This is a genomic window from Kitasatospora cinereorecta (assembly GCF_024172095.1).
Classification (GTDB): Bacteria; Actinomycetota; Actinomycetes; order Streptomycetales; family Streptomycetaceae; genus Kitasatospora; species Kitasatospora cinereorecta.
This window is the reverse complement of the sequence record NZ_JAMZDX010000009.1, coordinates 220,400-232,514: the sequence shown is the minus strand read 5'-3', so window position 1 is coordinate 232,514 and position 12,115 is coordinate 220,400. Positions and strand designations below refer to the sequence as shown.

Annotated in this window: 13 protein-coding genes; 9 read left to right on the top strand and 4 right to left on the bottom strand. The window is 73.9% G+C overall.

Features of this window, described 5'->3' with window-relative positions:
* Nucleotides 1-103 precede the first annotated feature (103 nt).
* Nucleotides 104-1,228 carry a lytic polysaccharide monooxygenase gene (locus FHR36_RS38350; protein WP_253804883.1) on the top strand — a complete coding sequence of 375 codons (1,125 nt, stop codon included), beginning with the start codon at nucleotides 104-106 and terminating at the stop codon, nucleotides 1,226-1,228.
* Nucleotides 1,229-1,295: 67 nt separating this feature from the next.
* Here the strand turns inward: FHR36_RS38350 and FHR36_RS38345 are convergent, their stop codons facing one another.
* The gene (locus FHR36_RS38345) at nucleotides 1,296-1,868 is read right to left on the bottom strand and encodes a TetR/AcrR family transcriptional regulator (protein WP_253804881.1); all 573 of its coding nucleotides are present in this window, start codon (nucleotides 1,866-1,868) and stop codon (nucleotides 1,296-1,298) included.
* 143 nt (nucleotides 1,869-2,011) lie between these two features.
* Here FHR36_RS38345 and FHR36_RS38340 point away from each other — a divergent pair, with 143 nt between their 5' ends.
* A complete protein-coding gene (locus FHR36_RS38340; RefSeq protein WP_253804879.1) occupies nucleotides 2,012-2,749 on the top strand; it encodes an SDR family oxidoreductase in 738 nt (245 codons plus the stop codon).
* Between the two features lie 72 nt (nucleotides 2,750-2,821).
* Here FHR36_RS38340 and FHR36_RS38335 read toward each other — a convergent pair whose 3' ends face one another.
* Nucleotides 2,822-3,553, bottom strand: a complete 732-nt coding sequence (locus FHR36_RS38335; protein ID WP_308199742.1) for an ATP-grasp domain-containing protein — start codon at nucleotides 3,551-3,553, stop codon at nucleotides 2,822-2,824.
* 216 nt (nucleotides 3,554-3,769) lie between these two features.
* Here FHR36_RS38335 and FHR36_RS38330 point away from each other — a divergent pair, with 216 nt between their 5' ends.
* The 6 genes from FHR36_RS38330 to FHR36_RS38305 all read left to right on the top strand — a co-directional run bounded on the left by FHR36_RS38330 (nucleotide 3,770) and on the right by FHR36_RS38305 (nucleotide 9,822).
* Nucleotides 3,770-4,675 (top strand): NADP-dependent oxidoreductase, encoded by a 906-nt coding sequence (locus tag FHR36_RS38330; protein WP_253804877.1) that lies wholly within the window; start codon nucleotides 3,770-3,772, stop codon nucleotides 4,673-4,675.
* Nucleotides 4,676-4,916: 241 nt separating this feature from the next.
* On the top strand, nucleotides 4,917-5,405 hold the full coding sequence (locus tag FHR36_RS38325; protein WP_253804875.1) for a PH domain-containing protein: 489 nt from the start codon (nucleotides 4,917-4,919) through the stop codon (nucleotides 5,403-5,405).
* The gene (locus FHR36_RS38320) at nucleotides 5,402-5,788 is read left to right on the top strand and encodes an Imm32 family immunity protein (protein ID WP_253804873.1); all 387 of its coding nucleotides are present in this window, start codon (nucleotides 5,402-5,404) and stop codon (nucleotides 5,786-5,788) included. Before FHR36_RS38325 ends, FHR36_RS38320 begins: the two co-directional genes overlap by 4 nt.
* Before the next feature lie 306 nt (nucleotides 5,789-6,094).
* Entirely contained in the window at nucleotides 6,095-7,315 is a 1,221-nt protein-coding gene (locus tag FHR36_RS38315; RefSeq protein WP_253804872.1) for an efflux RND transporter periplasmic adaptor subunit, read from the top strand.
* 163 nt (nucleotides 7,316-7,478) lie between these two features.
* Nucleotides 7,479-8,291 (top strand): nucleotidyltransferase domain-containing protein, encoded by an 813-nt coding sequence (locus FHR36_RS38310; protein ID WP_253804870.1) that lies wholly within the window; start codon nucleotides 7,479-7,481, stop codon nucleotides 8,289-8,291.
* A 208-nt stretch (nucleotides 8,292-8,499) separates the two neighbouring features.
* Entirely contained in the window at nucleotides 8,500-9,822 is a 1,323-nt protein-coding gene (locus tag FHR36_RS38305; RefSeq protein WP_308199738.1) for a pectate lyase, read from the top strand.
* A 54-nt stretch (nucleotides 9,823-9,876) separates the two neighbouring features.
* On the opposite strand, the gene FHR36_RS38295 is transcribed toward FHR36_RS38305, so the two are convergent.
* The gene (locus FHR36_RS38295; RefSeq protein ID WP_253804868.1) at nucleotides 9,877-10,683 is read right to left on the bottom strand and encodes a hypothetical protein; all 807 of its coding nucleotides are present in this window, start codon (nucleotides 10,681-10,683) and stop codon (nucleotides 9,877-9,879) included.
* Nucleotides 10,683-11,207 carry a SigE family RNA polymerase sigma factor gene (locus FHR36_RS38290; protein WP_253804866.1) on the bottom strand — a complete coding sequence of 175 codons (525 nt, stop codon included), beginning with the start codon at nucleotides 11,205-11,207 and terminating at the stop codon, nucleotides 10,683-10,685. Before FHR36_RS38290 ends, FHR36_RS38295 begins: the two co-directional genes overlap by 1 nt.
* A 170-nt stretch (nucleotides 11,208-11,377) precedes the next feature.
* Between FHR36_RS38290 and FHR36_RS38285 the strand changes: the two genes are divergently transcribed.
* A complete protein-coding gene (locus tag FHR36_RS38285; RefSeq protein ID WP_253804864.1) occupies nucleotides 11,378-12,106 on the top strand; it encodes a twin-arginine translocation signal domain-containing protein in 729 nt (242 codons plus the stop codon).
* Nucleotides 12,107-12,115: the final 9 nt, after the last annotated feature.

Below are 12,115 nucleotides of genomic sequence, written 5' to 3'. Positions count from 1 at the left end.
TCCGGGCAACCGCGTTTCACCGGCCCGGCCCGGAGGGGAATGGTTCGCAAGCAAACTTCACGCCGCCCGCACCCCGCCGGGCGGCCCGAGAATGGAGCGAACCGTGAGCCCGACCCCACGACCCGCCGGAGCGACCCTCCCGCCCACCGCACTGAAGGCCTCCCCGACGTACCGCCAGGACGGAGCCGAACGCATCCTCGGCATCTCCCTGGAGTGGACCGTCGGCCGGAACAACGGCTCCGGCCTGCCGGGCGACTGGACGGAGGGCAAGAACGGCGACTACCCGCGCCAGTACGAAGTCGAGGTGAACGGCGGCGAGTTCGTGCAGACCGTCGTCATCGGCTTCAACAGCCTGCCGTCCTGGGGCACGTACTGGAACCTCGCCCGTACGCACTGGCTGAGCCTCGGCCCCGCCGCGACCGGCCGCCATTCCGTCCGGATCCGGGCCGAGCTGGACGGCGGGTGGAGCGAGTGGACCGAGCCCGCCGAGGCCGACCTCGCCGGCGCCGAGGCCTACCGCAACCCGTACTCCGAGAGCGGCTCCCCCGCCCGCACCGCGGACGACTCGCCGGCCGGCTCCGCGGACGGCGCCCCGCGGCACGGGACCGTCTACCACCCACTGTCGCGCACCTACCGCGCCCTGGTCCGCAAGGAGCAGGACCCGGTCTGCCAGGCCGCCTACCAGCAGGTCGACAACCCGGGCGACTGGGCCGCGGTCGTCCCCGCCGTCACCGCCGACAACAAGGCCTGGAACGGCCAGTACCTCGAGTATCGCAAGTACTTCGCCGCCGACGAGCCCGTCGTCCCCTCCGCGGGCCGCAAGGAGTTCCGCGGCCTGGCGCTGCGTCCGGGAGACGTCGCGGGAGCCGACTGGCCGGTCGACCGCCTCGACACCGCCGGGGGCGAGCTCACCCTGACGTACGGCTACACGCAGCCGCACACCGGCTGGACCTGGACCCACCAGTGGTTCGTCACCCGCGACGGCTGGCGACCCGAGGACGGCATCTCCTGGGACACCCTCGACCCGGTGCCCTTCCTCGTCGACCTCTACGGCGGCGACGACGTCCCGGCCCCCGAGCAGCCGCTGAACCGGATCGAGACCCGCACCCTGCGCACCGTCCCGCGCAAGTCCGGCCGCCACGCCCTCGTCAACATCTGGGGCGGCCACGGCGGGCACGGCGGCTGGGGCGAGTACTTCGTCTCCGTCTGCGACGTCCGGTTCGGCTGAGACCGGCCCACCACCCGGCCGCCGCCGCGGCGGCCTCGGCGTCCTCGGCGGCCTCGCGTACGCGCCCTCAGGGGCGGTGCGCGAGGCCGTCCAGGGTGAGGTCGAGCAGGCGCTCCGCCTGCTCGCGGTGCTCGGCACCCGCCGAGGTGAGGGCGATGCCCTCCAGAGCGGCCGCGATGTCGGCGGGCCGGATGTCGGTGCGGATCTCCCCGGCGGCCGTGCACGCGTCCATGAGCGTGCCGATGGCGTCCCGGATCATCTCCCGGCTGTGGCCGTACGGGTTGCCGCCGGTCGCGGCGATGGCGCGCAGGGCGTCGATCATGCCGTACTTGGCGGTGACGTAGTCGAGGAAGAGGCGGGTCCACGCGCGCAGCGCCTCCAGGGGTGCGTGTTGGGCGAGCAGTGCGGTGGCGGCGTCGCACAGGCCGGCCACCTCGTTGCGGTAGACCGCCTCGACCAGGGCTTCCCGGGTGGGGAAGTTGCGGTAGAGGGTCGCCGTGCCCACCCCCGCGTCCTTGGCGATCTGCTCCAGGTGTGCGTCCAGCCCCTGGGTGGTGAAGGCCCGCACGGCCGCGGCGAGGATCTTCTCCCGGTTGCGCAGCGCGTCGGCTCTCAACGGTCGAACCGCTCCGTCGCCCATCGCTGCTCGTCATTCCTCTCGTCGACCTGTCCGCTTGCTAAGTGGAGGCGCCTCCACTTAGCGTGGGCGTAAGTGGGCGCGCCTCCGGTTGACTGTAGGCCACCCCACCGAACCTGCGCACATCCAGCGGAAGGAAGCTGCCCATGTCGGGTATCCGGGGCAAGGTCGTCGCGATCACGGGCGCCAGCAGCGGCATCGGCGAGGCCACCGCCATCCACCTCGCCGAACGGGGCGCCCGGCTCGTTCTCGGAGCCCGCCGCGAGGACCGGCTGAGCGCCGTCGTCGACGCCATCACGGCGAACGGCGGCGCCGCCACCGGCGTGGTCGTGGACGTCACCCGCCGCGAAGACCTCGTGCGTCTGACCGACACCGCCCTCGACCGGTACGGCCGGCTCGACGTCCTCGTCTCCAACGCGGGCACGATGGCCGTCTCCCCCTTCGACGACCTGCGCCAGGACGACTGGGACGCCATGGTCGCCACCCACATCACCGGCCTGCTCAACGGCATCGGCGCGGCCCTGCCCGTCTTCCGCCGACAGCGCTCCGGCCACTTCGTCAACGTCGGCTCCACCGCGGCCTACGTCGTCAAGAGCCCCCAGGCGGTCTACGCCGCCACCAAGACGGCGGTGAAGGTGCTCACCGAGGGCCTGCGCCAGGAATCCGGCCCCGACCTGCGCGTCACCCTCGTCTCGCCGGGCTTCACCCACACCGAAGGCATCGGCAAAGGCGCCGGCCCCGAGATCGCGGCCGCGATGACCCGACAGCGCGACGAGATCGCCATGCCGCCCGGCGCCGTCGCCTCCGCCATCGGCTACGCCATCGAGCAGCCCGACGGCGTCGACGTCAGCGAGATCGTCGTCCGCCCGACCGTGCAGGCCTGACCGCGACGCACCGCACCGGGCCTGCCCGCACCGGGCCGCGCAGCCGTCCCAACTCTGCGCGGCACGCCGCCATCAGTGGCGCACATACGGCAGATCCCCCGGCCTCACCCGCTTGCGCGGCCCGGCCGCCCGCAGCACCACGTCCAGCACCCGCGCCGGGTCGGCGGCGTACACGTGCGAGAACCACGCCATGTTGGCCTCCACCACCGCCCACCGGTGGCCCGGTCGGTACGGGTCGAGCAGCTGTCCGACGTCCACGACGACGGCGCTGGGCAGGGTGTGCCCGGCTGCGGCGACCAGCCGGTCGACGAAGGCGGCGATCTCGGCGGCGACGGTCCGGTCCGCGCCGATCGGGCGCGGGTCGAGCCGGCCGAACACCGCGTACCGGCTCGCCGCGGCGATCCGCCCGTCCAGCAGGAACAGCCGGTACTCGGCCGCGAACGTCACCACCTCGGAGAGCAGCACCGGCGTCGCCGGGTCCAGTCCGGCCGGCAGCCGGGAACCGTCGGCGTAGACGTCCGCCGGGAAGGACTTGTCCCGCGGCGGCTTCACGAACGTCGGCCGCTGCAGCGCCCCCGCGTCCGCGACGGTCGCCGCCCGGACCTCCCGGCCGGTGAACTCCTCCGGCAGCTCGGCCAGCCAGTCGTCCGCCGGTTCGAGCAGCGCGAACCCGAGCCGGTCCGCCAGCCGCGCACCCGCCACCGGCCCGCCGTACCAGTGCGCCGGGCCCGCAAGCGGGCCTGGCGCCTCTGCTGCCCGGACTGCCATCCCCCGGCCCGCCGCCTCGGCGGCCAGCAGCTCCATCGTCGACGTCCGCCGCCCCGGCATGACCAGCACTTCGACCCCTCCCCCACTCCGCAAGGCCCTCACGCTAGACCGCCGGGCCCGCGGCCGCAGCCGAGTATCCGCGCCGACGCACCGACCGGCCCCCGTCCCACCGCCCGAGCGGCGAGGACGCCGTCGCCGCCGCAGAGTGGGTCGGAGGGAGCGGTCCCCGTCTGCCTCGACCTGGGAGTTCCGATGTCCAAAGCGATCACTTTCTCCGAGTACGGCGCGCCCGAGGTGCTCCGGCTGACGGAGGTCGACCCGCCGGAGCCGGGCCCGGGCCAGGTCCGGATCAGGGTCAGGGCCGCGTCGGTGAACCCGCTCGACATCAAGATCCGGTCCGGCCTGATGGCGCGCATGGCCCCGGTCGACTTCCCCGCGGTCCTCGGGCTGGACGCGGCCGGTGTCGTCGATGCCGTCGGCGAGGGGGCCGACGCCGCCGTGGGGGACGAGGTCCTCGGCGTCACCGTCGGCGGCAGCTACCGCGAGTACGCCCTGCTGGAGCGGCCGGTGGCCAAGCCCGACGCCCTGTCGTGGGAGGTCGCGGCCTCGCTGGTGTCGGTCGGCCGGGCCGCGATGCGGGTCCTCGGGGAGCTCGGCGTGCAGCCGGGGCAGACCCTGCTGATCCACGGCGCCGCCGGCAGCGTGGGCGTCATCGCGGTCCAGCTGGCCGTCGCCCGCGGCACCACCGTCGTCGGCACGGCCGGCGCGAAGGATCTCGAACGCGTCACCGCGCTCGGCGCCACCGCCGTCCGCTACGGCGACGGCTGGCCGAAGCGGGTCCGGGCCGCCGCTCCGCAGGGGGTTGACGCCGTGTTCGACGCCTCCGGCGCCGGCGTCCTCGACGACTCCGTCGCGCTGACCGGCGACGCGGGCAAGGTCGTCACCATCGCCGATCTGGCCGCCGCGCAGCACGGCGTCCGCTTCAGCGCCGGCACCGCCGACCAGGGCGGCGAAGCCCTGCCCGAGCTGGCGCGGTTGGCCGCCACCGGCGCACTCACCGTCCCGATCTGGCGCACCTACCCCCTCTCCGACGCCGCCCGGGCCCACGCCGACCTCGAAGCCCACCGCAACCAGGGCAAGGCCGTCCTCCTCCCCTGACCCCGCCTCAATACCGGCACAGCGGGGTCGTGAGCGCCATGCGGGTCGCCGCCCCGGCGCAGTCGGGCGCACCCGCCCGGCTGCCGTCGCCTGCTCCGCACGATGCTCAGACCCAGGGCCTGGCTCCCGCCGGGCGTGCGCGAGTAGTGTGCCCGCCGTGGACGAACTGCGGTTCCAGGGGAGAGAGCAGTACCGGGCTGCCGGGGTGAGGAGGGCAGCGGTCACGATCGGGTGCGGGGCCGTGCCGGTCGTGGTCAGCTCGGTCCGGCTGGGTGAGGCAGGGATCCTCTGGGGACTCCCGGTCTTCCTGGTGTTCGGCGCCGTCGGTGTCTACCTGCGTTTCCGGGCCGCGACGACCGTCGGTCCCGCCGGGATCACCGTCATCTGGTTCGGCGCCGGCCGCAGCTACCCCTGGCACCGGATCCAGTGGCTCGACATCCGCACGTCCGGGTCGACGCACGACGCCCGGATACACCTCACCGACGGCCGCCGCCGCGTCCTGCCCGGCCTGCACCGCAGCGTGTTCTATTCCTCGCCGAACTTCGAGGACAACATCCGGCAGGTGGATGCCTGGTGGAAGGCCTCCACGCACCCGAGCGCCCGGATCCGGCCCCCGCTGAAGTTCCGGGACCGGCACCCGATGGGGTTCGGCTGGCTCGTCACGCTGGCCGTCCTGGTCGCCGTCACGCTTCTGGTGGTGGCCGTGCTGGCCACCGGATCGCCGAAGTGAGGCTCATCTGCGACCCCGTATACGGCGAAGTGGATCTCACGGCGTCTGCGGAGGAGTTGCATCGTCTGGCGGACGCAGTGGCCGAGGGCGAGGGGCAGCTCAGCTCCACGTCCTCGCCGGGCAGCGACGCTCTGGCGGGGATCGAGGTCAAGAGGACTGCCGGCCCTGGCGTGCTGGTCCAGCTGGATGCCGAGCGGCGGTTCCTTGTCATCAGCGGTGAATCCGCCGGCCGGGCGGTGCTCGCGGACAATCTCCGTAGCATCGCCTCCGCTGAGGACGGCGGCCACCTCCACATCGACTACTTCCCCGGGCACTTCTACCTTGCCGAAGGGTCTCTGCCGCTGGTGGTCAACAGCCCACACGGAGGCATGCCGGCCTGCTGAGTGCGGCGTTGCCAGGTGGAGTCACTGGCTGCTGCCTGCTACGAGTCGGTCTCCGAGACAGCGGAAGGCGTGAGTCGCCGAGCCCGAGCGCCTGTCTCTGCGGCAGCGATCTCGACGCACGCAGCACGAACGCGGCTGTCGCCTGTCCTTCGGCCGGTCGGTGGCGCGGTGCACCCGAACGGCGGATCGAACAGTGTCGATCCACTCGACCGGTCGTTGAGGGGTGAGCGACAGCACCGACACTGCGGGGGCAGCGATATGGGAGCACCGTTCGGCGGCCTCGGCGGACCGCGGGGGGCGTGGCTTTTGCTGGGCTCGATCCTGTGCCTCTTCGCCACCACGACGGGGTACCTCCTGGTCGCGTCCACCGCGGCGCCGGCGACCGGCCGCAAGGCGGAGCGGGCGAACGTCTCGCGCACCGTACGGCTGACGGGGACGGTTGTGCCGACCGCCCGGTTCTGGCTGTTCTTCGGGCGTTCCGCCGCGGCGGGGGATCCGCAGTCGGGCACCGAGGATCCGTGCGCGTGGTTCACGTCGTCCCCGGACCCGGCGACCGGTCTCGGCCGCGTCACCTCGGTCGCGGTCGCGGTGGGGACGCACGTCACGGCCGGGGCCGTCCTGGCGGAGGCGGACACGGCGGCGGCGCAGCAGCAGGCCGATCTGGCCGCGGCCGAGCTGACGGCCGCGCAGAGCGCGCTGGCCCGGGACCGGAAGCTCGTCGCCCTCCTCGACGCCGAGGCTCCGGCCCCTCCCCCTCCGCTCGCCCCCGCCGCGACGCGCGCGGCAACGCCCACCGCGCCGGCCGCCTCCTCTCCCTCGCCGGTCGCGACGCCCACGCCGGGCAGCCGGGCTGCCGAGCGCCTGGCGGCCACGGCCCAGATCGCCACCGACGAGCAGCGGGTGGCGACCGCTCAGAACCGGGTCAACGCGCTCGCCGCCACCATCGCCAACGCTGCCGTGAAGGCACCGGTGGACGGCATCGTCGAGCAGGTGGGCACACCGGTGGGCGCCACTCCGTCGTGCCGTTTCCCGGTGGTCGTACTGCGGTCGGACACGGTGCAGGTCGAGGCGTTCGCGGCGCCGGAGGACTCCGCCGACCTGCAGGCCGGCCAGCCCGCCACGGTGTCGGCGTCCGGCGGTACCTCGGTCGCGGCGACCGCGCTGTCGGCGGTGCCGTCGCCCTGTCCGCCCGCGCCCCAGGGGCGACAGGTGAACGTCGCCACGCCCTGCGGCCTGCGGCCGTGGCTCCTCCCCCTGCCCGGAGGGACGCAGGCGGCGCCCGGCACGGCCGTCACGGTGACGGTCACGACCCAGCAGCACGGCGGGGTCCTCGCCGTGCCCAACGCCGCGGTGCGGCACCGCAAGAGCGGCGAGCCGTACGTGGTGACGGGCCGCTGCGACACGGAAGGGCGGCGCTGCCGCGAGGGGAACTCCCGTACCGTCACCTTGGGCATGGTGGGCGACGCCCTCACCGAGATTACCGCCGGCGTCGAGGAGGACACCGTGGTCATCGTGCCCGCCAAGTAAGAACGTCTGCCGGTCAGTAGGCCCGCCGGTAAGTACACCCGCCGGATGGTGCCTGTGGGTGGAGGCAGGACAGGCGCGCCCCCGGATGCGGTAGCCGCTGTGCGGCGGGCGCGCGCCGCAGTACCGGCTGGGCCGACGCGTCGGCAGCTGCCAGACTCCCGGCATGCGGATGATCATCGAGGACATGGCTCGCCGCTTGGCACGGGTGCCAGGCGTGGTCGGGGTGCTGCTCGGCGGCAGCCGGGCGCGCGGGGAGCATCGGCCCGAATCGGACTGGGATCTCGGCGTCTACTACCGTGGCGGACTCGACCTTGCCGCGTTGCGCGCACTGGCCGGGCCGGACGTGGAGGTGGCCGCTCCGGGCGACTGGGGGCCCTGGGTGAACGGCGGCGCGTGGCTGCGGGTCGACGGGGTCGCGGTGGACTGGATCCTGCGGGACCTGGACCGGGTCGATCAGGTGTGGGCGGACTGCCGCGAGGGCCGGTACGAGGTGGGGGTGCAGGCGGGTCATCCTCTCGGATTCTGGTCGCCCTGCTATGCGGGCGAGGTGGCCCTCGGGCAGGTGCTGAGCGACCCCACCGGAGAGCTGACCGATCTTCGGCTGCGGACCGCGACGTATCCGGAGCCGCTGCGGGCTGCGTTGACGGCGGGAGCCTGGGAGGCGGAGTTCCTGGTCGCTGCCGCGGCGAAGGGTGTTGCACGGGCCGACGTCCTGTACGTCTCCCTGTGCCTGTCCCGAGCGGTCGGCGTACTGGTGCAGGCACTGTATGCCGCGGACCGGCGCTGGTGCCTCAATGAGAAGGGCGCGATGGCTGTCGCCGAGACGCTGCCGACGGCACCGCCCGACTTCGGCCCGCGCGTCCACCACCTGCTGGGCTGCCCGGGCGGGACTCCCGAGGCGCTGGCAGCAACGGTGACCCGGGCTCGGGCACTCGTCCGGGAGACCCTCACCGCACTGAGGAGCCCCGCTGGGTGACAGCGTCGCCTACTGGCGGACGGTCCAGGTCCGGTGGGCGGCGACCGGGGGCGCGAAATTACTTCCGACGGTGCGGCAACCTTTCCGCGGGCGGCGGCAACCAGGAGGCGAACGCCGCGGACAGGACGAAGACTCGGGGCGTTCGCGCGGCGGACCCGAGGAGGTCCGCCGGGATCCCTGAACCCGTACCGGTAAGGACAGTTGAGACGTGAGCAAGCGAGCGATACGCCCCAGGCGTGCCAGGATCGCGGCCCTGGGCGGTGTCGTGGCCCTGCTGGCCGCCGCCGCGGTCGGCGGCCTGTGGGCCGGTGCCGATGCGGCCGGACCGGCCGTGGCACCGGGCGACTACACCCTGGCCAACGCGGCGAGCGGTCTGTGCCTGGACGCACCTGCGGCCGACGGCGTGAGCACGGGCGAGGGCACGCAGTTGACCCAGGAGGCCTGTGATCGGAGCGGCGCGCGGAGCTGGCGGCTCACCGCGACGGGCGGCGGCTTCCGGCTGGTGGCCGCGTGGGACGGCAGCTGCGCCGGAGTCCGGGACGGGCGGACCGGTGCGGGCGCGGCGGTCCAGCGGGAGGCGTGCACGGATGCGGCGGCGGCGCAGACCTGGACGGTGAAGGCGGTCGACGGCGGCTACCGGGTCGTCAACGCGGCGAGCGGCAAGTGTCTCGCCGTCAAGGACGGCTCCACCGCCGCCGGTGCGCCCGTGCAGCAGAACTCCTGCGACTCCGCCCCGGCGAAGCGCTGGACGTTCACGGCAGTCGGGGCGACGCCCACCGCGTCTGCCGATCCCCGACCGAAGCCGTCCGCCTCGTCCGCCGATCCGACCGGTGCGATCCCGTCGTGGCCGGCGCCGAAGGGGGCGGACGTCCCGGTGACCGCCACGCAGAAGGTCGCCACCCTCTTCGACGGCGGTGGCCGGCGCTTCGTCGGCAAGGGGCCGCTCGGCACGGGTGACCAGTCGGAGAACCAGCCCGCGATGTTCGAACTCGCCGACGGCGCCGTCCTGCAGAACGTCATCCTGGGCGACCCGGCTGCCGACGGCGTGCACTGCGCGGGCAGCTGCACGCTGCGCAATGTCTGGTGGGAGAACGTCGGCGAGGACGCCGCCACCTTCAAGGGCACTTCCGCCGACCAGGTGATGACCGTCGACGGCGGCGGCGCGCGCGGCGCCGCCGACAAGGTGTTCCAGCACAACGGGCCCGGCACCTTCGTGATCAAGAACTTCCGGGTCGAGGACTTCGGCAAGCTCTACCGCTCGTGCGGCAACTGCAAGACCCAGTACCAGCGGCACGTCGTGATCGACAACGTCGTCACCACCGCCCCCGGGAAGAAGATCGTGGGCATCAACGCGAACCTCGGCGACACCGCCACCATCACCCACCTCACCATCACCGGCGACTCCGCCCACCGAATCACGGTCTGCCAGCGCTACACCGGCGTCACCAGCGGCGAGCCCAAGGAGGCCGGCGACGGACCCGACGGCCGGACCTGCCGCTACACCCCGACCGACGTCACGTACCGCCCGTAGGGTTTCTGCTGTGCCCGGTGCGGTCCACCGCCGCACCGGGTCCGGGCGGCACGGTCAGCGGGTGGTGCGGGCGAAGTCGCCCCAGACGGAGCTGGTGTCGGTGTCGGCCCCGTAGGTGTCGTCCTTCGCATCGCGGCCGCCTGCCGCGTGGTTGTACTGCCCGGCGAAGACGTGCTGGCCGACGGGGACGGTGCCGCCGGGCTTGAGGGTCCAGCGGTAGACCAGGAATCCACCCTCCTGGCGGACCGTCACGTCGAACGCGTCGGCGGGCTGGGTCTGCCAGTGGCCGGTGTCCTGGACCCCGGCCGTCAGGGCGATCCGCAGCTCGACGGTGAGCGCGGTCAGCGGCTGGGTCGTCTTCAGCGTGACGTTGCTCTGCGCCCAGTAGGAGGTGCTGTGCGGGTCGACGGAGCCGTCCGACCAGAGCGGGCCGTCCTCGGGGTGCCGACCGGCCGGGGGTGCCGAGGACGGCCGTGACGCGGTGGCAGCGGCGGAGGGTGATGTGGCGGTGGCGGTATCGGTCCGCTCGGGCGTGCGGCTCGGGGACGGTGACGCGGGAGCAGGAGAGTCGGTCGGTACCGGCGTCGGGGTCGTGGAGGACGCCGGTGCGGCCGGCGCGGGGCTGGGCGTCCGGACGAGCGAGGCCGCGGCGAGGCCGCCGAGCGCCATCACCCCGGCGGTCGCCAGGGTGGCGAGCACGACCCGGGGCCAGGGCAGCGGCCCGGTGCGGCGCGGACGCCGACGGGCCGATTGGTCAGCTGGGTGGCCGGCCAGGCCGCGTTCGACTCGGGCGAGCATCCGGGCGCGGTCGGGTTCGTGGGCGTCGGCCGCCTCGCGCAGCCGGTTGCGTACGTCGTCCATCAGCTCCTCCTCCCGACCAGTTCCTCGGCGGCCCGGGTGCCGAGCAGCCTCTGCAGTTCCGCCATCCCCTTGGAGGTCTGGCTCTTCACGGTACCGACCGAGACGCCGAGCACCCGGGCCGTCTCCTGTTCGGAGAGGTCGAAGGCGTGCCGCAGCACCACGCAGGCCCGTTTGCGGAACGGCAGCCGGCCGAGGGCGGCGCGGACGTCCAGCACGGCGGCCAGGTCCGGCCCGTCGACGCGTTCGGAACGGTGGGACCAGAACAGCAGCACCCGGCGGCGTTCGCGGACGGCGCTGCGGATCCGGGCGCGGACGAGGTTGGCCACCACACCGCGGGCGTAGGCGAGTTGGTGGTCGGCCGCGCGGAAGCGGTCCCAGCGGTGCCAGAGGGCGACCATGGCGTCCGCCGCGAGGTCGTCGGCGGCGTCGGTCTCCCCGGTCAGCAGGTGCGCGAGGCGGGCCAGCTCGGCGTGGTGGCGCTCGAAGAACGCGTGGAACTCCACGGAGGCCTCATCGGCGATCATGCCCGTGCTACGGCCTCTCGTGTCCCTGTGAGCGCTCTCAACGGCTGGCGGAAAGCCGCAGCGTAGCAGGTCGGGACACCGCCCCGACGGGCGGCCGTGGGGTCCCACGTACGGCGTAAGGGCAGCCGCCGGTCCGCCGGGCGGGGCTCCCGGCGGCCCACAATGCGGCCATGACCTCCTCCCTGAGCCGGCGCCGGCTCCTCGGTGCCGCTGCCGCGGCCGCCGGTGCCGGCCTGTTCGGCCCCGCCCCGGCGGCCCACGCCGCCGACCAGCCCGCCGTCGACCTTCCCGCCGTCGGACAGACCCTCGCCTTCGGCGTCACCACCACCGCCACCACCCTGCTCGTGGACCTCCCCCCGCCACTGCCGGTCCTCACCTTCACCGGCTCCTGGAGCGTCGAGATCACCGCGACCGGCTCCGACGGGTGCACGTACCGCACGGTCGACCTCGCGCTCGACGCCAGGCACCCCCAGTTCGGGCTGATCACGCTCCGCGCCCCGGACGGGGAGCCCGGCACCGGCACCCTCCGGCCGCAGGCCGACGGCGGCGTACTCGACCAGTGGGGCCAGCCGCTGCGGATCACCTTCGAGCGGTGCGGGCGGGAGTTCGGCCCGTTCCGGTTCGTCAGCTCGGCGCCCGCGGCCTGGACCGGGACGATGCCCGCCTACCCGCCGCCCCCACCGGGCGTGAACCCCGACGGCTCACCCACCGGCCGCACGCTCTACCGCACCGCGGGCCCGATCCGGTTCGGCCTCGACCCCGACCGCGCCAACCCGCCGGCCGACAACTGTCCCCTCACCGCCGGTCCACTGCCCCAGCAGTCCGCCGCCCGGGCGGACGCCGACCCCGAGTACCTCGAACTCCAGGGCATGGACTGCACCATCTCCCGGCAGACTTGATTCCCCCTC